General features: G+C 67.5%; 24 protein-coding genes and 1 pseudogene. 12 read left to right on the top strand and 13 right to left on the bottom strand.

The annotated features are described in order from the left end of the window. Positions 1 to 31: 31 nt before the first annotated feature. Together NBT81_RS13395 and NBT81_RS13390 are read right to left on the bottom strand one after the other, a co-directional pair. The gene (locus NBT81_RS13395) at positions 32 to 1,102 is read right to left on the bottom strand and encodes a lamin tail domain-containing protein (protein WP_338739329.1); all 1,071 of its coding nucleotides are present in this window, start codon (positions 1,100 to 1,102) and stop codon (positions 32 to 34) included. Positions 1,103 to 1,211: 109 nt separating this feature from the next. Further along, a complete protein-coding gene (locus NBT81_RS13390; RefSeq protein WP_338739327.1) occupies positions 1,212 to 1,820 on the bottom strand; it encodes a hypothetical protein in 609 nt (202 codons plus the stop codon). Positions 1,821 to 1,920: 100 nt separating this feature from the next. Here NBT81_RS13390 and NBT81_RS13385 point away from each other — a divergent pair, with 100 nt between their 5' ends. Then, positions 1,921 to 2,595, top strand: a complete 675-nt coding sequence (locus tag NBT81_RS13385; RefSeq protein WP_338739325.1) for an HAD family hydrolase — start codon at positions 1,921 to 1,923, stop codon at positions 2,593 to 2,595. Positions 2,596 to 2,644: 49 nt separating this feature from the next. After that, positions 2,645 to 3,049 (top strand): peptide-methionine (R)-S-oxide reductase MsrB, encoded by a 405-nt coding sequence (gene msrB, locus NBT81_RS13380; RefSeq protein WP_338739323.1) that lies wholly within the window; start codon positions 2,645 to 2,647, stop codon positions 3,047 to 3,049. On the opposite strand, the gene NBT81_RS13375 is transcribed toward msrB, so the two are convergent. The 9 genes from NBT81_RS13375 to NBT81_RS13335 form a co-directional block, all read right to left on the bottom strand. After that, entirely contained in the window at positions 3,046 to 3,474 is a 429-nt protein-coding gene (locus NBT81_RS13375) for a universal stress protein (RefSeq protein WP_338739321.1), read from the bottom strand. The genes msrB and NBT81_RS13375 overlap by 4 nt on opposite strands. A 120-nt stretch (positions 3,475 to 3,594) precedes the next feature. Continuing rightward, a complete protein-coding gene (locus NBT81_RS13370; protein WP_338739319.1) occupies positions 3,595 to 3,843 on the bottom strand; it encodes a DUF7385 family protein in 249 nt (82 codons plus the stop codon). Positions 3,844 to 3,881: 38 nt separating this feature from the next. Then, positions 3,882 to 4,595: a fumarylacetoacetate hydrolase family protein gene (locus tag NBT81_RS13365; RefSeq protein ID WP_338739318.1), complete on the bottom strand. Its 714-nt coding sequence runs from the start codon at positions 4,593 to 4,595 to the stop codon at positions 3,882 to 3,884. 38 nt (positions 4,596 to 4,633) lie between these two features. Beyond that, the gene (locus tag NBT81_RS13360; protein ID WP_338739316.1) at positions 4,634 to 5,245 is read right to left on the bottom strand and encodes a translation initiation factor IF-2 subunit beta; all 612 of its coding nucleotides are present in this window, start codon (positions 5,243 to 5,245) and stop codon (positions 4,634 to 4,636) included. A 65-nt stretch (positions 5,246 to 5,310) separates the two neighbouring features. Beyond that, a complete protein-coding gene (locus NBT81_RS13355; RefSeq protein ID WP_338739314.1) occupies positions 5,311 to 6,411 on the bottom strand; it encodes a homocitrate synthase/isopropylmalate synthase family protein in 1,101 nt (366 codons plus the stop codon). Beyond that, the gene (locus tag NBT81_RS13350) at positions 6,411 to 7,715 is read right to left on the bottom strand and encodes a CaiB/BaiF CoA-transferase family protein (RefSeq protein ID WP_338739312.1); all 1,305 of its coding nucleotides are present in this window, start codon (positions 7,713 to 7,715) and stop codon (positions 6,411 to 6,413) included. The genes NBT81_RS13355 and NBT81_RS13350 overlap by 1 nt, the downstream gene beginning before the upstream one ends. 131 nt (positions 7,716 to 7,846) lie before the next feature. Continuing rightward, positions 7,847 to 9,241, bottom strand: coding sequence for a ThiF family adenylyltransferase (locus NBT81_RS13345; RefSeq protein WP_338739310.1), 1,395 nt, complete (start codon positions 9,239 to 9,241; stop codon positions 7,847 to 7,849). Further along, positions 9,242 to 9,646: a hypothetical protein gene (locus NBT81_RS13340; protein WP_338739308.1), complete on the bottom strand. Its 405-nt coding sequence runs from the start codon at positions 9,644 to 9,646 to the stop codon at positions 9,242 to 9,244. It abuts the gene before it with no gap. Next, the gene (locus NBT81_RS13335; RefSeq protein ID WP_338739306.1) at positions 9,643 to 9,864 is read right to left on the bottom strand and encodes a hypothetical protein; all 222 of its coding nucleotides are present in this window, start codon (positions 9,862 to 9,864) and stop codon (positions 9,643 to 9,645) included. The genes NBT81_RS13340 and NBT81_RS13335 overlap by 4 nt, the downstream gene beginning before the upstream one ends. 151 nt (positions 9,865 to 10,015) lie before the next feature. Between NBT81_RS13335 and NBT81_RS13330 the strand changes: the two genes are divergently transcribed. The 6 genes and pseudogenes from NBT81_RS13330 to NBT81_RS13305 all read left to right on the top strand — a co-directional run. Further along, the gene (locus tag NBT81_RS13330; RefSeq protein WP_338739304.1) at positions 10,016 to 11,152 is read left to right on the top strand and encodes an AAA family ATPase; all 1,137 of its coding nucleotides are present in this window, start codon (positions 10,016 to 10,018) and stop codon (positions 11,150 to 11,152) included. A 1-nt stretch (position 11,153) separates the two neighbouring features. Beyond that, positions 11,154 to 11,546, top strand: coding sequence for a helix-turn-helix domain-containing protein (locus tag NBT81_RS13325; RefSeq protein WP_338739303.1), 393 nt, complete (start codon positions 11,154 to 11,156; stop codon positions 11,544 to 11,546). A gap of 107 nt (positions 11,547 to 11,653) precedes the next feature. Further along, positions 11,654 to 12,814, top strand: coding sequence for a lycopene cyclase domain-containing protein (locus tag NBT81_RS13320; protein WP_338739301.1), 1,161 nt, complete (start codon positions 11,654 to 11,656; stop codon positions 12,812 to 12,814). A 217-nt stretch (positions 12,815 to 13,031) separates the two neighbouring features. Further along, positions 13,032 to 14,912, top strand: a complete 1,881-nt coding sequence (locus tag NBT81_RS13315; RefSeq protein ID WP_338739299.1) for a PAS domain S-box protein — start codon at positions 13,032 to 13,034, stop codon at positions 14,910 to 14,912. Positions 14,913 to 14,958: 46 nt separating this feature from the next. Further along, positions 14,959 to 15,468, top strand: a complete 510-nt coding sequence (locus tag NBT81_RS13310) for an IS630 family transposase (RefSeq protein ID WP_338739297.1) — start codon at positions 14,959 to 14,961, stop codon at positions 15,466 to 15,468. Positions 15,469 to 15,539: 71 nt separating this feature from the next. Further along, a pseudogene (locus NBT81_RS13305) lies at positions 15,540 to 16,028 on the top strand (IS630 family transposase); the annotation flags it as partial. A gap of 75 nt (positions 16,029 to 16,103) precedes the next feature. Here the strand turns inward: NBT81_RS13305 and ilvD are convergent. Together ilvD and NBT81_RS13295 are read right to left on the bottom strand one after the other, a co-directional pair. Beyond that, positions 16,104 to 17,852, bottom strand: a complete 1,749-nt coding sequence (gene ilvD / locus NBT81_RS13300) for a dihydroxy-acid dehydratase (RefSeq protein ID WP_338739295.1) — start codon at positions 17,850 to 17,852, stop codon at positions 16,104 to 16,106. Between the two features lie 48 nt (positions 17,853 to 17,900). Further along, the gene (locus tag NBT81_RS13295) at positions 17,901 to 18,467 is read right to left on the bottom strand and encodes a molybdenum cofactor biosynthesis protein B (protein WP_338739293.1); all 567 of its coding nucleotides are present in this window, start codon (positions 18,465 to 18,467) and stop codon (positions 17,901 to 17,903) included. An 81-nt stretch (positions 18,468 to 18,548) separates the two neighbouring features. Between NBT81_RS13295 and NBT81_RS13290 the strand changes: the two genes are divergently transcribed. The 4 genes from NBT81_RS13290 to NBT81_RS13275 all read left to right on the top strand — a co-directional run bounded on the left by NBT81_RS13290 (position 18,549) and on the right by NBT81_RS13275 (position 20,636). Continuing rightward, positions 18,549 to 18,704 (top strand): hypothetical protein, encoded by a 156-nt coding sequence (locus NBT81_RS13290; protein ID WP_338739292.1) that lies wholly within the window; start codon positions 18,549 to 18,551, stop codon positions 18,702 to 18,704. 171 nt (positions 18,705 to 18,875) lie between these two features. Then, positions 18,876 to 19,145 (top strand): hypothetical protein, encoded by a 270-nt coding sequence (locus tag NBT81_RS13285; protein ID WP_338739290.1) that lies wholly within the window; start codon positions 18,876 to 18,878, stop codon positions 19,143 to 19,145. Between the two features lie 75 nt (positions 19,146 to 19,220). Then, positions 19,221 to 19,574, top strand: a complete 354-nt coding sequence (locus NBT81_RS13280) for a DUF5802 family protein (RefSeq protein ID WP_338739288.1) — start codon at positions 19,221 to 19,223, stop codon at positions 19,572 to 19,574. Positions 19,575 to 19,718: 144 nt separating this feature from the next. Continuing rightward, a complete protein-coding gene (locus NBT81_RS13275) occupies positions 19,719 to 20,636 on the top strand; it encodes a Vms1/Ankzf1 family peptidyl-tRNA hydrolase (protein WP_338739286.1) in 918 nt (305 codons plus the stop codon). Position 20,637 lies beyond the last annotated feature (1 nt).

The following is a 20,637-nucleotide window of genomic DNA, read 5'->3' as shown; positions in this document are numbered from 1 at the left end:
GGCGGCCGGCCACGGTCGGCGCGTGGGGCTGTCAGTACGACAGCCGAACCGCGCGGTCGGTGTCGCCGTCGACGAGTCGGATCGTCCCGCTCCCGTCGTCGAGGACGGGACGGCCGGCCGCCCAGTAGACGTGACCCTGGGTGTCGCGCCCCGCCCCGACGTGGACGACGAGTTCCGCCCCCGGTTGGAGTCGCCGGTCGTCGAAGAAGTAGTAGTGCGTGCTGTCGACGACCACGTGCCAGTCGGAGAGGTCGACCGCCCGCTCCCCGGTGTTCTCGACGACGAGGTACTCGCCACCGATTCCCGGGGTGGCGTCGTCCGGCGGGTTGGGGTGGACCGCCGCGATTCGGAGTGTCGAGGTGTTGGACTCGCGGAGCGGCCGGTCCGGTTCGACGACGCCGCACGACCAGACGCCCCGGTGGGCGCTTCGCGCCGCCCGTTCGGCGTCGGCGTACCGCCGGTCCGTCGCCCGGGCGTCACCCCGTTCGACGAGTCGCCGGTTGACGAGCCGCCCGTCGACGGCGACGGTGGCGACCCTCGTTCCCTTCGCCGTCCCCACCGTTCGGACGGTCACCTGTTCGTCGAGCAGGTCGGTGCGCAGGTCGACGAGCGCTCGCCGGCCGTGGTCGGCGAGACACCGTCGCCCCCGGTCGCTGGTCAGGACGCCGTCGAACGTCTCGGGGTCGCCCCCGTCGAGGCCCGGAGCGTCGACACCGGCGAGGCCCACCGTGTGCCGGGCACCGGACTCGGTCCGGTAGGTGAGGCGGTCCGGTGCGCTCACCGCGACGACCGTCGCGTTCCCGACCGGGTCGGACGGCGTCGACGCGTCGCTCGCCGCCTCACTGCGCTCGACCACCTCCGTCCCCCCAGTCGCGTCGGCGACGGCCGCGGCCTCCGGGGTCGGTGCGGCCGCGGGCGTCGACTCCGACGACGGAGTCACGGACACCGGCATCGCCTGTGCGGTCACACCGCCCGCCGCGAGCAGAACGGCCACGACGACGAGGGTCCGGCGGTGGCCGATTCCGTCGATCCGGGCGACGGCGTATCCACCGACCAGTAGGCCGACGGCGAGGAACAGTGCGAGGGTGGCGAGCGCGAGCATGGGTAGTGCCGAACGGGGCCGGCTAGATGCCGACACTCGGACGGCGACCGACTTAGTTATTGTCACGGCGGTCGTCCCCCACGCTCGGCGCCCGTTCCGTCGCCCCGCTTCAGCGCCGCCGGACCCGGCGGAGCGTGAGTTCGATGTCGAACCGATCGAGTGCGGTCGACTTCTCCGCGCGGCCGTCGCGTTCGAACCGGACCTCGTCGGTCACCCGTTCGCTGTCGTCCGTGTCCAGTCCCTCGTCGTCCTCGTCGTCCTCGTCGGCATCGTCCCGGTCCTCCAGCGGGACGAACCAGAACCGGGGGTAGTCGGTGGCGACGATCCGGGAGACGTCCTCGTGTGCGTAGCGGACATCGACACGGAACTCCACGTCCCTGATCGGCCGGTCGCCCGTGTTCTCCACTTCGAATCGGTAGCCGACGAACGCGTACGACTTCGTCGGGTTCAGCCGGATCGAGAGCCGTCGGTCCCGCACCTCGATCCCGTCGCTCGGAAGCGGAGCGGCGGTGGCCGTCCGTGTCGGCGTCCGCGTCGCCGGGGGCCCCCGTGTGGGTGTCCCCGTAGCCGTGGCGGTCGGCGTCGGTGTCGGCGTCTCGCCGCCACCGGGCGTCGTCGTCTCCGGTTCGACGAACAGCCGCCCACAGCCGGATAGCGACGCGAGCAACCCGACCCCGGCCCCGATGATCGTCCGTCGGTCCACGCGCTCGTCACCCATCGGGCGCACATCGCGGGCGAGCGAATTAAACCCCGGCTTTCCCGCGGTACGCGACGCGGGGGTCGGTAACGCTTTTCGCCGTCGACCCCAACTCCCACGTATGCCCTACGAGGCGGTGCTGTTCGACAACGACGGCGTCCTCGTCGAGCCGGTCGGCAAACCCGTGCTCCGGCGCGCGACGTGGGAGGCGTTCGACGCCCTCGGCGTCCCCGACCCGGACGACGACGACGTCGAGCGTCTCTCTATCGGTGTCACACCCGACCGCCTCTCGTCGGTGTGTGCGCGGTACGGCCTCGACCCGTCGCGGTTCTGGTGTGCCCGCGACCACTACTCCTCACACGCCCAGCGCGCGGAACTCCGGGCGGGCCGAGCGACGCTGTACGACGACTTCGACGCCGTCCGCGCCATCGACGCCCCCCGCGGCATCGTCAGTTCGAACCAGCAGACGACCGTCGAGTTCATGCACGACTTCTTCGCGACGCGGGACCTCTTCGACCCGATGTACGGTCGCTCGCCCACGATCCGGAGCCTGATACGGAAAAAGCCCGATCCCTACTACCTCCGGCGGGCCCTCTCCGATCTCGACGCCGACGCGGACGTCCTCTTCGTCGGCGACAGCGAGTCCGACGTGCTGGCGGCCCGGAACGCCGGCCTCGATTCGGCGTTCGTCCGCCGCCCCCACCGCGAGGCGTACGACCTCTCGGTCTCACCCACGTTCGAACTCGACGGACTGACCGACTTGCTGGCTCTCGACGGCGTACCGACCCGGACGTGACCGTCGCGCCGGTCGCCGAGGCTATGAGTCCCCAGTCCCTAGAGCGTGTATGAGTGAGGAACGATCCCCTGCCGACCTGTCCGAGGAGGAGTGGCGTGACCGCCTGTCCGAAGAGGAGTACGACGTCCTCCGCGAACGCGGCACCGAACCGAAGTTCAGCGGCGACCTCATCGAGCGGACCGAGGACGGCACCTACGCCTGTGCGGGGTGTGGCGCGCCGCTGTTCGACTCCGACACCAAGTTCAGTTCGAAGAGCGGGTGGCCCAGTTTCTACGACGCCATCGAGGGTGCGGTGACCTTCGAGACGGACACCCGCCACGGGATGACGCGGACCGAGGTGTCGTGTGCACGGTGTGGCGGTCACCTCGGCCACGTCTTCGAGGACGGCCCCGACCCGACGGGCGAACGTTACTGCATCAACTCCGTCGCACTGGAGTTCGACCCCGAGAGCTAGTCGTCGATACCGACGGTGAGGACGGGCACGTCGGCCATCGTCACGACCTTCTGGGAGACGCTCCCGAGCATCGTCTGCTGGTAGTCGTCGCCGTGGGTCCCCATCACGACGAGGTCGATCCCCGACGCCTCGGCGTACGCGAGGATCTCGTCGCCCGGGTCCCCCTTGCGGATCGCCGTCCGGACGGTCACGCCCGCGTCGTCGAGACGGTCGGCGACCGACGCGGTGGCACTCTCCCCCTCGGCCCGGAGTTCGTCCTCCACGTCCGTCTGCATGCCATCCTGCAGGGTCAGAAACGACCGGTCGTCGACCACGTACAGGACGTGGACGGTCGCGTCGCGACGCCCCGCCACGTCTGCCGCGTGGTCGACCACCGTGTCCATCGACTCGCTCCCGTCCGTCGGGAGCAGGATCTCCTCGTACATCGTGTGGCCGGTTTCGGGCGTACGCCCACACCCTTTTCGGTTTCCCCGGACGCCACGCCTTCGGTCCACGCCTCGACGGCTCCCCGTGACGTCAGTGGGCACGGCCGGTGTCGATCCGGACTAGTGTGTCAACAGGAGCAGTTTCCCGTCCGTTCGGGCGAGACAGAACGGCGAATCCGGCGGGTTGCCGAAGGTGACCCGGTCGTCCGACGAGACGAAGAGTCGGTCGAACGGTCGACCGCAGGCCGGGCAGCCGTACCCCTCGCGGTTCTCCAAGTGCATCGAGTCGCCGTCCTGCTGCTGGAGTTTCAACCCCGCGCGGTAGTCGTGGACGTCGAACCCGTCGGACACGTCGAGACGCTCGGCCATGGAGTCGCCGGCGCACGCGCGGCGCAAAGACGTTTCGGCTACTCGATCGTGTTTCGGAGCGTCCCCACTCCCTCGTAGGTGATCTCGACCGTGTCGCCGGGTTCGAGCAACCCGGGGTTGGCCGGACTCCCGAAAGAGATCACGTCGCCCGGACGGAACGTGTACCGTTCCGAGAGGAAGGCGACGATTTCCGGGGGCGAGAATATCATCTCGTCGGTCGTCGCGGACTGTCGTCGCTCCCCCGAGACGACCGTCTCCATCGCCATCCCGTCGAGGTCGGCGTCGGTCTCGACCCACGGCCCGAGCGGTGCGGACCCGTCGAAGGCCTTCCGGGCCGTTCGGCGGTCCTGTTCGTACGCGTCGAGGTCGTTCAGGATCGTATACCCCCGCAGGGCGTCGTCGACGTCCTCGACCGAGAGGTCGTGACACCGCTCGTCGATCACGGCCGCGAGCTCCCCGGCGTAGGTGAACGATTCCACCCAGTCGGGGTACGCGATCGGGTGGTCGGGCGGGTGCAGGGAGTGGGGCGGCTTGACGAACCAGTCCGGCCGGTCCGGGCGGTCGCCCTCGCCCATCTGTTCGATCTTCGCACCGAAGTTCCGGCCGGTGCAGAATATCGCCGTCGGCTCGCAGGGCGCCATCAGTTCGGCGTCCTCGCCGACGACGTACGCGTCGCCGTCGGCGTGGACGACGCCGTCGTCGTACTCGCCGGTCAGCGGTCCCTTCGCGGTGGAGATGCGCGCCAGTCGCATGGGTCGACGACGGCGGCCCCCCGGCTATCGGTTTCGGTTTACGCCAACTGCGCGAACGCGAGCGTCCCGCTGATGTTCTCGATGTACGCGTCGACGACCTGCCCTTCCTGTGCGCCGGGGACGAAGATGGTGTACTTGCCCCGCTCGGCGACGCCGTCGCCCTTGCGGCCGGTGCCGGTGATCTGCACCTGGTAGGTCTTCCCCTCCTCGAGGACGGCCTGTTCCTCGCTCTCGGTCTGCTTCGGGCGCTTGGCGACCGGGCGGAAGGCCCCACACGCCGTACACCGGAGCATGTCGACGCCGTCCTCGCGGACGAGGTTGGTGTCGGGGAGCCCACACTCCGAGCAGGTGACGAACTCGGTGACGTACGCGTCGATGGCGGCGTCGAACTCGTCGGCCGTGAAGGAGCCGTTGTAGCGGGCTCGGTCGCCGTCGAACTGGCCGTTCGTCCCGAGTTCACGCTGGATCGACCGGTGGACGTGTTCCGGGTCCCGGTCGAGTGCCTCCGCGATGTCGCCGAGGTTCGTCAGCCGCGTGAACGCACCGTCCGTCTCGCCGACTGGGTCGGGAACCTGCAGGCGGTCGCCCGCCTCCCGCGTTCGCTCGGGGAGCGTGTCGTACGCACGGTCGAGCGCAGAATCGTAGTTCATACCTCCGACACGGGCTTGCGTCGTAAATCGATTCCGTGAGCCACGCTGGCACGCCTCGCCCGGCCTCAGAACGACTCTTCGATCAGCGCCGTCGCGGCCTCGACGTCCAGTGGGCCGCGCTCGGCGAGTAGGTCGAGGAGCCGGTCCACGCGTTCGGCCGTCGGGTCGACGCCCGCCCGCTCCAGAAGCGCCCGGGCGCTCCCTCGACCGCTCCCCTCGCCGAAGACGAGGCGGCGCTCGCCCCCGAACGTCGCGGGATCGAACGGCTCGAACACCCCCGGATCGCGCAGCATCGCCGCGGTGTGGATGCCCGACTCGTGGGTCGTCACCGCCTCGCCGAGGACGGGCGTCCGCGGGTCGACGTCCTCGCCGAGTGCGTCGAGGACGGCCCGGCACGCCGGCACGAGCGCCGACCTGTCGACCGCGAACGCGCCGTCGCCATCGCCGTCGACGGCGTCCGCGACGACCACCCGTTCGAGCGCGGCGTTGCCCGCCCGCTCGCCCAGCGACGCGACGCTCACGTCGGCGCTCGTCGCGCCAGCCCGGGTCGCCGCCAGCGTGTTCGCCGCCCCAACCCCCAGGTCGTCGTGGAAGTGGACGCCGAGTCGGTCGGCGTCGACGCCCCGGTCCAGCAGGTCGGCGACGATCCGTCGGACCGTCTCGGGCGTGCGCGCCCCGACGGTGTCGGCGACGGTGACCGTCGGCACCGACGAGGCCGACGCGAAGACGTCGGCGAGGGCGGCGGGGTCGGTCCGGAAGCCGTCGACGAGCGTGAGGTGGCCGTCCGCGCCGCCCTCCCGGGCGCGGTCGAGGGCCTCGCCGGCCATCGCCAGCGCCTCCTCGCGGGACGCGCCGAGGACGTGGGCCAGTTGCCGGTCGGAGGTCGGGATCATCACCTCGACGACGTCGGCACCGGCGTCGAGGGCGGCCTCGACGTCGCCGGTCGTGGCCCGCGCCAGGCCGACGATGGCGGCGTCGAGGCCGTCGTCGGCGAGGCGACGGACGGTCTCGCGGTCCGTCTCGCCCACGACCGGGAAGCCCGCCTGGACGGCGTCGACGCCCAGACGGTCGAGCGCTCGCCCGGCAGCGATCCGTTCGTCGACCCCGTAGCTCCGTCCGGGAGTCTGGGCGGCCTCCCGGATGGTCACGTCGCGAAGGGTCGCCATCAGATCACGCCCGCGTCGCGCAGGCGGTCGTACTCGCCCTCGTCGAGGCCGAGTTCGTCGAGGAACACCTCGTCGTTGTGTTGGCCGTGTCTCGGGCCGGCGTGTTCGACCGCTCCCGGCGTGCGGGTGAAACGAGGCACCGGGGCCGGCGTCTTCAGGGTTCCCAGGTCGTCATCCTCGACTTCGACGATGTCGTTTCTCGCCGCGTACTGTTCGTCCTCGAAGATGTCGGCCATGTCGTAGACAGGACCGACGATGGCGTCCGCGGCCTCCATCTCCTCGATGGCCTCCTCGGTCGAGCGCTCCCGGGTCCAGGCCTCGATCACGTCGTCGAGTTCGTCGGCGTGTTCGACGCGGCTCTCGTTGTCGGCAAAGCGCGGGTCGTCGACCAGCTCCGGCCGGCCGATGGCCTCGGCCACGTTCTCGAAGATGGACTGGGCCGACGCCGAGAGGGTCATGTAGCCGTCGGTCGTCTCGTAGACGTTCCGCGGGGCGGCGCTCTCGTGGTGGTTGCCGATCCGCTCTCTCACCTCGCCGAGGCGGTCGTACGCTTCCACCTCCGAGAGGAAGAGCCGAAAGAGGGGTTCGTAGAGGCTCATGTCGATCACCTGCCCCTCGCCGCTCCCGCCACTCCGTCCCACGTCGCGTTCGAACACCGCGAACATGACGCCTTGGACGGCGAAGGTGGCGGCGGTCAGATCGGCGAGGCTGATCGGCGGCAACAGGGGTTTGCTGTCCGGGAAGCCGTTGACGTGTGCCCAGTTCGTGATGCCCTCCGCGACGGTGCCAAAGCCCGGCTTCTGAGAGCGTGGACCGGTCTGTCCGTACCCCGACTGTCGGACGACGATCAGTCCCGAGTTCTCCTCGTGGAGGCGGTCCGGGCCGAGTCCCCACTTCTCCATGGTGCCCGGCCGGAAGTTCTCGAAGAGGACGTCGGCGTCGGCGAGCAAGTCGAGGAGGAGCGCGCTCCCCTCGGCCGTACTCAGATCCAGCGTCACACAGCGCTTGTTGCGCCCGATCGACTTCCACCAGAGCGACACGGGGTCGCCGTCTCCCGAGGGACGTGGGTCCTCGCTCCCTTCCGAGGGCGGTAGTTCCTCGCTCTTTTCGGAGGGGCGTGGCTCCTCCCGTTCGTCGTAGGGAGGCCACTCGCGCAGGGGATCACTCCCCTCGGGGTGTTCGACCTTGATCACGTCCGCGCCGAAGTCGGCCAACTGCGTCGTCGCGAACCCGCCGGCGATCATGCCGGAGCAGTCGACGACGCGGAGACCGTCCAGCGGTCCCTGTCGCTCGCGTGCGGTCATACCCGACGGCTACGGCGGAGGGACCGATAAGCTGTCGATCGGTCGTCGACGGGTACTGCACGCGGGCGATTCGACGGGACGACACGCCCGAAACGTGGGGGAGTGGCACCTCTCGGTGCCGGAGCGTGTGTTCAGTCCGACGCCGCCGCGTCCTCGGCCGGTTCGAAGTGTGCGTCGCCGAACGACCGCCGACCCACGCCGAGAACACCGTCCGACCCGCAGGTCGGACACGCATCGGACGGGTCGGTCGTCAGCTCGGTCATCTCGTGGGCGTGGTCCTCGTACCGAATGAAATCCGGCGGATCGGTCCGGCCGGTCACCAGTTCGACGAGGACGGAGACGGCCTTCGAGGCACACTGGCCGTTGAGGTGGACGACGGCGGGTTCGGGCGCCAGGTCGTCGTCGTCGATGTACCCGCGTTCCAGTTCCGCGCTCCGCTCGGCTGGGTCCATCCGTTCGAGACGTGTGGCGTCCTGGTCGTGGCGTCCCAAGCAGTCGAGGCAGGCGTTGCTTCCGGGGGCCACCAGGTGGACGTACCCGGTCATCTCGACCGCTCGATCATCCGCCGTGTCGATTCGGACCCCGGCGTCGAGGTAGTACGTGAGGTGCTTGACCGCGTACTCGTTGCAAACGGAGCGCGCGGTCATCGAATCCACACAGCCCACGACGACGTCGCACCGGTCGAGAGCCTCCGTGTGGTCCTGAACGCGCCCGTCGACCGCTTCGACGGCGATATCGTCGCTGCCCGCCCGCCAGAGATGCTCCCGGACGGCGATCACCTTCGGCCGGCCCACGTGGTGGTCGTACACGCCGGTCAGCCGCGAGAGGTTGCTCTCCTCGACCACGTCGTCGTCGACGAGGACGAGGTCCTCGACGCCGAGACGCGCCAGTTGCTGTGCGACCATCGACCCCAGCCCGCCGACGCCGACGACACCCACCGTGGCCTCCTGCAGCCGACGCTGTCCCTCGGTGCCGAAGGCGCGAACGTTCCGGTCGAACCGGTCGTCGTCCGCCGTCGCGTCGGCGTCGGCGGGCGTGTCGAACCGGGACGTGGCCCCCGGGACGGGCGTGTCGAGCTTCCACTCGCCGAGGACTTCGACGTCGAGCGCCTGGAGGCGGCCCGGCGCGTCGCCGACGGCCTCGATGCCGCGGGTGCCGACGACCGAGAACCCGAACGACTCGTCGGGGTAGAGCCCGGAGAGCCACTCCCGAAACCGACCCATCGACTCGACGTCGACGCTGCTGAATCGCGGGGTGTCGGCGAACGGGTGACTGTGGACCAACACCGGAGCCAGTCGTTCGTCGTAACAGGCCCCGACGTGGGTTCGCTCGACGGCTGGGTCCGGTCGACACGCCGTCTTCGACTGGCGAGCCATGGCGTCGTCGTCGACGGGGACGACGCGGCTGGCCAGCAGATCACCCTCGTCGCCCGCGTACAGGAACGCGAACCGCTCCCGTTCGTCGTCGTCGAGCAGTTCCGCCCGGAGTCGCCGAACCGTCGCGGCGGGGATGCGGAGCGTCCGCATTCAGGCGTCCCCCGCGAACGGGTTGTCGGCGTTCGGGTTCGCGAGCGACGCACGCATCATCGTCGTCAGTTTGACCAGCGTGTCCGTCCCCGGATCCCACCCGACGTTGTGGTCCTCGATGCACCACTTCGACCACTCGTCGTCGGCGTCGTCGGCCGGACCGATCCTGTTGAGGAGGTGTTCCGGTTTCCCGTGTTCGTGGGTGACCTCGTTCGACACGTAGACCGTGGGCATGTCCCGTGGGTAGGTCGTCGGGAGGTCGTATCGCATCGGCGCGAACCGGGGCGACCACCCCTCGGGGTAGTCGAACCGCTCGAGGACGACACGCCGGTCGGCCTCGCTGTACCGGACCGGATACCGGTGCCCGAGCTTCTCGGCTTCCTCGTACGCGCGCCCCCGCTTCATCCGAAGACGTTCCCCTCGCCGGGCTGGAAGCTGATGTTCGTCCCGCTGGGGACGGCGTCGGCGACCACGTCCCGGTCGCCGAGCACTTTCACCTCCCCGTTCTCCTCGTAGGTCGCCAGTTCGTCGTCCTCGCGACCGAGTCGCTCTTTGAGGTCCTCGACTGTCGTTCCGTCCGCAACCGGAACGTCGGTTCCGTCGACGCGGATTCGATCTCCCATGATGGACACCACACTCTCGGTGTCGGCCTCGGTTGTTATAGTTGTTTTTTCTAGTAAGTGAGATAAACCTATCAAAGCCGATTAAGCCGATAACTATTATCTAGTCACTGGCGCCGCCATATTGAATATCGCCCACTTCGAACGGCCGGCAATGACGGACGACCTGATCTCCGAGATGAAAGCGGAGTTCGAATCGGGAGGGAACTGGCCGTACGAACCGGGGGAGCACGGGTTCACGGCGAACCCGTTCGCCGAGAAGTGGCCCGATCCGAGGCTCTTCGCCGGCTACGAGGACGAACTGCGCCGACTCCGCGAGAACATCCAGCGAAACGTCAACACGTTCATCATCGGCCCGTTCGGGACCGGGAAGACGATCCTCACGAAGACCATGTACGACGTTCTCGCGGACGTGGACGGCTATCTGCCGGTGTTCGTCTCCGTCCAGAAGGGACGATACAGCAAGGCGATGGCCAAGCGGATCCTCGACGAACTCGGCGAGCCGGTCGACCCGGCCGCCGCACAGGCCGACCTCTACGAGGACGTCACCGCGGCACTACAGGAGCGGTACGAAAACGACGTCCGGACGGTCATGTTCTACGACGAGGTGATAAACGGGAGCGACGGGACGCTCCGGCAGATCCTCCACCTGCAGCGGGACATCGAGGACTGGGAACCCGTCTTCGTCTTCAACGGGACGGCACACATGCTCGATCAGATTCAGTCGAAGATCGAGCCGCTGTCCGACCGGATCGGCGACGAAATCACGCTCTCGGGGCTGGATTCGGACGGCGCCTTCGACCTCGTGAACAAACGGCTCCGATACTACTGTGCGGCGAGCGAGCGGGGGGAGCGGGTGGGCTGTTCTCACGACGAGGACGGCGTCGAACCTTTCACGAGGGACGCCATCGACCTCATCCACCAGGACGTCACCCCCTACCCGCGGCACCTTCGACGGCAGTGTAACACCGTCATCGAGGAGGGTGCCAGGGCGGAACGCGAGCGCATCGACTTCGACTTCGTCCGGCGTGTCCTCGCCGAAGACGCCTCACAGAAACTCGAACAGCTGTCGGATCTCGCGAGGGACATCGTCGGGCACCTCGACGACGACGGACCGAACACCGCCAACGCCGTCACCGAGGTACTCGACGTCAGTCCCTATCACGTCCAAGAGTCGCTAACCGACCTTGAGAAGGAGGGGCTGATCCGGGCGACCGAGGGCACGAGAGGGATCGAGTACAAACTGACCGACCAGGCGAGCAGAGAGCTCTCCAACCTCACTCAGAGCTGATATGCAGATTCCATCACGCACGGAGTTGGAACGGCTGTTCGACACGGATCTGGCTGCAGACGTACAGTTCGTCGAAACCGTGGCGTCCTGGCCCAGCCTCCGAATCCTCGAGTACCTCTACGCGAACGGCCCCGCTGCGACGGGCGACATCGCTCGCGGGTTGAACATGGACATGCGGGACGTGAAGGACCGACTGCAGGCGCTCGAAGAACACGGCGTCGTCGAGGACGACGGCGACTGGGCACCGACCACCGACGAAGTGACGATAACGCTCCGCCGGGACCAGGGTCTGGAGATCACGTGTGTGACCGACCAGTCCCCCGAGTCGGTCGACGAACGGTCCGCGGGCGTGTTCGCCCGGGTTCGACGCGCCGTCCGCTCGGTTTTCGCGTAGCCGGGGGTGACACCGGCCGTCCACTCTCGATCGACCCCGGCGTCGCTCCCCCTCCTCGACCCCCACCACGACCGGCAGTATATGTGGGTGTGGAACGTGTCCACGGTATGGCCATCGCCCGACACGGCTCGGGCCCCCGCGCCACTCTCGGGGCCATCGCCTCCCAGATCCACCCGGTGTTCATGCTCCCGCCCCTGGCCGCCTCCGGGTTCGGTGCCGTCCTCGGCGGCCTCGGCGCGCCCCGCCTCGCTGCCCTCCACCTCGCGGTCGCCTTCTGTGCGCTCTACACCGCCCACGTCAAGGACGGTCTCGTCGACTTCCACCGCCGCGGCGAGGACGACGACCACCCGCTCACCCGTCGGGGCTGTCACCTCGCGCTCGCCGGGTCGACCCTCCTCTGTTTCGTCGGGGTCGTCGTCCTCGCCCTCCGCGTCGACGCCGTCGCAGCCCTACTCTCGCTTCCCGGATGGATCGTCGCCGTCCTCCACGCGCCTCACCTCGACACGAACCCCTTCGGGGCGACGCTTGGCTACCCCGTCGGCATCGGCTTCGCCCTCCTCGGCGGCTACTACGTCCAGTCCCTGGCGCTCTCGACGACCGCCGTCGCCTTCGCCGTCGTGTTCGTCGTCGTCCTCGCGGGGATCAAGGTCGTCGACGACGCCACCGACTACGCGTACGACCGCTCGGTCGACAAGCGGACCGTCGCCGTCATCGTCGGACGCGACCGGGCACGACTCGTCGCCGGGGCGTTGATGAGCGCGGGGATGGCCGCCGTCGTCGCCCTCGCCGCGACGGGTGTCGTCCCCCGTGGATCGGCGTTCGCGACGCTCCCCTTCCTCGCCGTCGCCCTCGTCGCCCGCCGCGCCGACGCCGAACTCGCGACGATGTTGCTGGTACGGGCGTCCTACCTCTTTTTCGCCCTCCTCGTCGTCGCCGTCTGGGTCCGCCCGCTCTCGGGGGTCGCACTCCCCGACATCACCGTCCTCGGCCCGTACACCTACCTCGCGACCGAAGTGCTGTGGGGGGCGGTCGCCGTGGCGTTGGTGGTCCGAGCGGGCGCGGTCCGGGCCGCCGCGCGGACGGCCGCCGTCCTCTACCCCTTCGCGTACGTCTGGGACTGGTACACGCTTTCGGTCGGCGTCTTCTCGATTCCGATGCGGACGGGGATCGACCTGCTCGGGATCCCGCTGGAGGAACACCTGTTCATGCTGATCGTCCCGACGATGGTCGTCGGCGTTCACGAGACGCTACGTGACCTGGGCGATTAGTTCCGCTCCGTTCGGTAGCCACCGTCGCCCCGTCCGAACGGCCGGATTGGACCACCATCCCGAACTCGGACGAATCGGCGCTACACGGCTGGCGATCGCGACGCACCCGTGATCGACGAGTGCGATCGTCTCTCGGTGTCACGACCACGCTCGCTCCACGGAACCGATCCTTGAACTATAATTAGCCGGGAGACGTACGTGCCTCGGAGAAGACCAAATGAACGAAGACTCCGACGTCGGGGGTGCTCGGGCGATCGATGACGGGTCGACGAAGATCTACGAGGCGATCTTTCGTGAAATGCAGGACGCAGTCTTCCTGATCGACGTCGAGCAGACGGACGACGACTACCGATTCACCTTCCAGCGGAACAACGCCTCGCACCGACAGCGAACCGGGCTGTCCGAGGACGAGCTGCGAGGCCAGACCCCTCGTGACCTTCTCGGCGACGAACAGGGTGCAGCCGTCGCAACGAACTACCGTCGCTGTGTCGAACAGCGTGACACGATCGAGTACGAGGAGACGCTCACTCTCCCAGGCGGGACGAGTCACTGGCAGACGAAACTCACCCCGATCACCGACGACGGAACGGTGACCCGGATCGTCGGAGTCGCACGGGACATCACGGGACGCAAAGAGCACGAACGGAAACTGGAGCACATCCACAGCCAGTTCGAGACCGTCCTGCAGACCATGTCCGCGGCGGTCTTTCTGAAAGACACCGACGGGCAGTATCTCATGATGAATCAAGCGTGCCGTGAACTGTTCAACGTGGACGACCGGGATATCGTCGGGTTGACCGACGACGACCTCGTCCCTCCGGAGGTCGCCGAACAGGCTAGGGCGGACGATCGACGGGTTATCGAGACGGGCGAAGTCCTCGAAATCGAGGAGACGGTCCCGACGGTGTCGGGAAACACGGTCCGGCTCACACGGAAATCCCCGGTCTACGAAGACGGCGAGATCACCGGCCTCTGTGGTGTCTCGACCGACATCACCGAACAGAAACAGCGAGAACGAGAGCTCCAACGGCTCAAAGAGCGGTTGGAACTCGCAACCGAGGGTGCGAATCTCGGCATCTGGGACTGGGATCTGACCACCGACGAGGTGGAGTTCAACGAGCAGTGGGCCCGGATGCTCGGATACTCGCCCGACGAGATCGATCCCCACGTCGAAGCGTGGGAACGGCGCGTCCATCCCGACGACCTCGATCGGGTCGAGGACGCACTGAACGACCACCTCTTGGGTGACACCGGCCTCTACGATACGGAACACCGGATGCGAACCGCCGACGGTAGCTGGAAATGGATCCGAGATATCGGACGAATCGTCAGTCGCGACGCGGACGGCGAGCCGGTTCGAGCCGTCGGTATCCATCTCGACATCGACGAGCGTAAGGAGTACGAACGGACCCTCGAGCGCCAGCGTGACAACCTCGAGGTGCTCAACCAGGTCGTACGCCACGACGTTCGCAACGCCCTCCAGCTTGTGCTCGCGTATGCCGGTATGCTGGAAGAGTACGCCGAGGACGACGGGGAGGCGTACCTCCGGCAGATCTTGGAGGCGGGTCGTGAGGCCGTCGACATCACTCGAACCGCCGGCGATGTCACCAAAGTGTTGCTTCGCTCGGAGGCCGACCGCATCCCGGTGACCGTCCGTCCCGTCCTCGAAGAGCAGATCGACGACGTACGAACTAGTCACGAACGCGCCATCGTCACCGTCGAAGGAGAGATTCCGGACACGGAGGTGCTTGCCGACGACATGCTGGGTTCGGTGTTCCGGAACGTGCTCACCAACGCGATCGTACACAACGACAAGCAACTCCCGGAAGTCTCCGTTTCGGCGGTTGCTGACGACGAGGCGGTTCGGATTCGTGTCGCCGACAACGGCCCGGGCATCCCCGACGACCAGAAAGAGCAGATCTTCGAGGAGGGCGAGAAGAGTTTCGACAGCGAGGGGACCGGATTGGGGCTCTACCTCGTTCGAACGCTCGTGAACCGTTACGGGGGAACCGTCTGGGTCGAGGACAACGATCCGGACGGAAGCGTATTTGTCGTGGAGTTGCCTCCTACGAGCGGTGAGTTCTCGATCGACGACTGATAGTGTCTAGGGAACTGTTTTACCGATAGAGACGCTGGCGTTGGTAATGGGTCGGCTTGACGATATCACGCTCGAAGAACTCTACGATCTCAAGGACCAGATCGACGAAGGGAAGCCGCGAGAACGTGTTCTCGCGGCGATCGGGCGCAAGAAGGGCGATCAACTGGATACACTGGCTGACCGCCACGGTGTTGTCGAGAAAACGATTCGCAACTGGCTCGATCGGTTCAAGGAAGAACCGATCGAGCAGGCACCTTACGACGCTCCTCGACCAGGAGGTCCAGCAAAAATCGAGGGCAAAGATCGTGAGCGACTGTTCGAGCAGTTGCAACAGCCGCCGACCGAACTCGGATACGACCAGCAAGCGTGGTCAGCGAAACTCTTGCTTCATCACGCCAAAGAGGAATACGGCGTCGAATACCACGAAACCTACGCGTATGACTTGTTGAAAGAGGCCGGGCTGTCCTTGCGGACAGCACGGCCTCAACATCATGAAGCCGACCCTGAAGAGAAAACTGAGTTTCAGGAGACAGTCGAAAAAAACGGCCCGAACTAACCGAGAAAACTGTCGTTGTTGTCGATCAGTTCACCAAGCACGTCGGAACTGTTCAGCGACGTGGCTTCTACCCAATTGGCTCAAACCCGACAATAGAGGTTGCAACAGCGTGGGATTCAGTGACGGTGCTGGGCGCTGTCACCGACGACGGTGACAGCTTCTTCTGCTGGACAGAAGAGAATCTCACACGGAACCACGGGATTCGGCTGTTAGAAGCGCTGAAAGACAAGTTCGGTGAGGAGTTAGTGGTGTTTCTGGATCGAGCGGGTTACTTCTACGCGAGGGATCTGTGGGAGCACGTGAGTGGTGAGCGCGAGACCGAAACTGTCGGAGACAGTTCGGTCTCGTGCGTGCGAGGGGATGATCTCGAAGTGTGGTACTTCCCGTCGAAACTTCCCGAATTGAACGCTGTCGAAGGGTGCTGGGACCAATTGCAAGAGTGGTTCAAGTATCGCCTTATGCCAGATCTCTCGACGCTGAAAGAATGCATTCCACGAGGATTGAGCGCGATCACCGAACCGAACATCTGGCCGTATCTCACCGGTAAAGATTCGAACTAAACACTATGAAACTCCCCCCACCGTCGTCACGAGCACGGGACGGAACACTCCGTCGGTGGCCAGTCGGTCGCCGTCTCAGTCCTGCTTCGAGCCGGGGTCGGTGACCGCGCCGTTTGCCGCCGAGTCGAACATGGCACCGTACTTCGCCAGTACCCCGGACGTGTAGTTCGGTTCGGCGTCGTAGCCGTCGAGACGCGCCTCGAGTTCCTCGTCGCTCAGATCCACGGAGAGTTCGAGGTCGTCGATGTCGATGGTCACCACGTCGCCGTCTTCGAGGGCGGCGATCGGACCGCCGACGAACGCCTCGGGGGCGACGTGGCCGATGGAGAAGCCACGCGTCGCACCGGAGAACCGGCCGTCGGTGAATAGTGCCACGTCCTCGGCGTGGCCCTGGCCGGCGACGGCGCTCGTGACGCCGAGCATCTCGCGCATTCCGGGGCCGCCGCGTGGGCCCTCGTTCCGGATGCAGATGACGTCCCCGGACTCGACGTGACCTTCCTGGACGTACTCCATGGCGTTTTTCTCCTCTTCGAACACCCGAACCGGACCCTCGTGGTGGAGGTGGTCCTCGCCGGTGATCTTGATGACCGCGCCTTCGGGGGCGAGGTTGCCGGTCAGGATCCGGATCGCACCGCGCTCGTGGATCGGGTCGTCGACCGTGTGCAGGAAGTCGGCGTCGAGGTCGGCGACCGCGGGCGGATCGTAGCGGTCGAGCGCCTCGCCCATCGTCTCGCCGGTCACGGTGAGCGCGTCGCCGTGGAGCAGGTCGGCGTCGAGCAGTTCCCGCAGGACGACCGGCACGCCGCCGACCTCGTGGAGGTCGTTCATCACCCGCTCGCCGCCGGGCTGGAGGTTGGCGATCTTTGGGGTGCGGGCGCTGATACGGTTGAAGTCCTCGATGTCGAGGTCGACGCCGGCCTCCGCGGCCATCGCCAGCAGGTGGAGGACGGCGTTGGTCGAGCCACCCACCGCGACCTGGAGCGCGATGGCGTTCTCGAAGGACTCGACCGAGAGGAAGTCGGAGGGTTTGCGGTCGGCCTCGATCACGTCGACGACGAGTTCGCCCGTCTCGCGGGCCACCTCGTAACGGGCCTCGTCCTCGGCGGGCGGGGACGCGGAGCCCAGCGGCGCGAAGCCGATGGCCTCGCTGATCGAGGCCATCGTGTTCGCGGTGAACATCCCGCCACAGGAGCCCGCACCGGGGCAAGCGTTCCGTTCGAGCGTGTCGAGTTCGTCGTCGGACATGTCGCCCTCGGCGACGGCCCCGACACCCTCGAAGACGTTCTGGATGGTGACCTCGCGGCCGTCGTGTTCGCCGGGCATGATCGACCCGCCGTAACAGAAGACGGAGGGCAGGTCGGTCCGGATGGAGGCCATCATCATGCCGGGCATGTTCTTGTCACAGCCGCCGACCGTGACGAGGGCGTCCATCCGCTCGCCGAAGGAGACGAGTTCGACGGAGTCGGCGATCAGTTCCCGCGAGATCAGAGAGGATTTCATCCCCTCGGTCCCCATCGAGATGGCGTCGGAGATGGTGATCGTTCCGAACTCGATGGGCATGCCGCCCGCTCCGTCGATGCCGTCGACGACCGACTCGGCGACGTCGTCTAGGTGGACGTTACACGGCGTGATGTCGGCGGCGGGGTTTGGGACGCCGACCATCGGCGACTCGAGGTCGTCGTCGTCGAACCCCATCGCTCGGAACATCGATCGGTGAGGCGCGCGGTCGCGCCCCTCGGTCACTTCGCGGCTCCGGAGGTCCCGGTCCTTGCTCCCGGCGTACGGCGACTCGTCGTCTCGCTCGGGTGGTTCCTGCTGACTCATGGCCCGACCTACTCGGCCGGGGGCTTAAATCCTGACGACGACGCTCGATCACTCCTCTCGCGTCGCCAGTCCGGACAGGTGGCCGGCCTCGGGGACGATCACCTCCTCCGCACCGAGGGTCGCGGCGTTCTCGCTCCCCGGCAGACAGAACGTCGGCGTGCCGTCGACGACCCCCGCGACCGCCCGTGTCCCCACCACGCGCGTTCCGATCTCGTCGTACGAGAGTCGTCGGAACAGTTCGCCAAAGCCCGGAAGCGCCTTCTCGAACAGCGGTCGGACCGCCTCGACGGTCACGTCGTCGGGGGTCACGCCCGTCCCGCCGGTGCTCACGACGACGTCGACGTCGCCACGCCGCGCGAGGTTCGCGAGCGTCGCCTGCACCCGATCGTGGTCGTCCGGGACCAGTTCGCGGGTCGCCACCTCGTGGCCCTCGCTCTCGAACGCCGCGGCGATGGCGTCGCCCGCCGAGTCGTCGTCGAGCGTTCGCGAGGAGGTGACGGTCACGACGCCCGCACCGAGAGTCTCGACGTCGTGATGGTGGTGGTCGTGGTCGCCGTCGTGTCCGTGGTCGTGGTCGCCGTCGTGTCCGTGGTCGTGGTCGTCACCGTCGCTCATGTGATCGGTTCGGCGCCCGCCGACCAAAGGGGTTGCCGTCGACGAGAAACTACTATGACACGTCGGGACGTACGGACCCGTATGGTCGACGACACGACAACCACCGTCGTCAGGTGTCTCGACTGCGGCTTCGAGGCAGCGACCGAGAGCGACGACTGGGAGACTGCGACCCACCCGTCGCTGGGATCGCTCCTCCAGTGTCCCGACTGCGGGAGCACGGACACGACGAGTCGGTGATCCCCGTTCCCCGACGGTCGTCCGGAGCAGTCGTGCGAACCGGACCGTCGAGCCACAGCGTTTTGTCCGTCGAGGCGGTCCATCGACCATGATGCCGGCCCAGCCCGTGGTTTCCCGGTCGAGTCCGACCCCGTCCCCGCGACGTGACCGACCCCGACGACACCTCCGACGGTGAGCGCGGATACCAGTCCCGGGGTCGGCCCCGACGCCGGTTCCGACGACCCGCCCGACGAGGAGGCACTCGGCCGCGAGGGGTGGGTCCTCGTCGCCGCCGTCGTCGTCGCCGTCCTCGTCGTCCCGCTGATCATCTACCTCTGGCCCGCCGCTGGAGGGATCCTCGGCGCGCACTACCGGACCGCCATGCTCGTCCTGCCGCTGTTTCCGGCGGTCCTCCTGGGTCTCGTCGCCGTCTGGTCGATGACGGTCGGGCGACCCCGGTGACGGCCGCGAGCGGTTCGTAATAAACGCTGCCGACAAGACTTATATCGTGGTGCACGTTACCACGCATCGAACAGCATGTTCGAAGAGTTCTCCGCCGGCTACTACCTCGGGCGACTGTACGTCGAACCCCACCAGCACGACCACGCGGTCATCCACGAGGCCGACCACGAACGGATGAACCAGCGGCTGTACGCCACCGGCGAGGGCGTCGAACGGCTGGACGCACCGCTCGTGATGAAACTCGACGGGGCACACTTCCCGGTCCACGGCGAGGAGGGAGTCCCCTCCGGGACGCTCGGCCTCCCCCCGAGCGTCGTCGAGAGCGACGGTGACCTCCCCGATCGGCGCGAGGTGTTCCTCGCCAAACCCGACCGCGCGGCCGAACTCCTGCGGTACGCGGGCTACGACCCCGGCGACTCGGCCGTCTGATCGGGTCGGTGCTTCGGTCCACCGCCCGCTCCGCGCCTCGGCGCGCTCGCCGCGCCGCCACGAAGCCTCGCTTCCGGTCGCTGCGGTCTCGCCCCCCTCGCCTCAGCCACAGGGTAGAAGGCGTCGGCGCACGCTCGCTTCCCTATGCTCGATAGGTTGCTCGGGCGGGCCGGACTGAAGGCGCGCATCGAGGAACTCGAGGAGGAGAAGCGCCACCTAGAGCGTCGCCTCGACGCCGAGAGCGACCGTCGCGCCGACGCGGTGACGGACCGACAGGCCGCCGAGGAGCGGGTCAACCGTCTCGAGGACCGGATCGCCGAACTCGAGGATCGAGTCGCCGAGGAGTCGGCGGACGCACCCGACCTCACACCGCGCGGGACCGAGTCGCTCCGTGACGACCGTCTCGACGAGGTGCTCGCCCGGCTCCGGAGCGTCGAGACCGGGCCGGAGGGAGCGTTGACGACGATGGTCGGAGGAGACGAGGGATCGGGCTCGCGTGACGACCCGACGACCGAGGCCCTCACCGACGCCCTCGGCGACCGGGCCGCCCTCGCGCGCCGCGTCGCGCCCTGTCTGGTCTGTGCCGACGACGCCGGTCTCGTGAGCGTCGCGCTCGATCCGCCGTTGGCTCCCGCCCCGTTCGTCGAGTGGGGGGCCGGCTTCCGTCTCGACGGAGACTGGTTTCGACCACCCGAGGGACTCACCGTCGCGCTGGTGCGCTCGGACCTGTTCGCCGTCGGTATCGTCGACGAGGGCGGCGAGCTGCGGGACGTCGAGACCGTCGAGACGGACGTGCAGGCAACCCACTCGAAGGGTGGGTTCTCCCAGTCGCGGTTCGAGCGCCGCCGCGACGAACAGGTGGCCGCCCACCTCGACGACTGCCGGGCGGTCCTCGACCGGCGCGACCCCGATCGTCTCGTCCTCCTGGGCGAGCGGACGGTCCTCGACGAGTTGGACCGCGGCGCCGTCGCCGTCGCGCCGGTGGACGCGACCGGCGACCCCGAGGCGGCGCTCGGCGACGCATACCGCTCGTTTTCCACCGTCGAACTGACGCTGTTGTGAG

It is taken from the genome of Haloplanus sp. CK5-1, from assembly GCF_037201915.1.
GTDB lineage: Archaea > Halobacteriota > Halobacteria > Halobacteriales > Haloferacaceae > Haloplanus > Haloplanus salilacus.
This window is presented reverse-complemented; position numbering and strand designations above follow the sequence as displayed.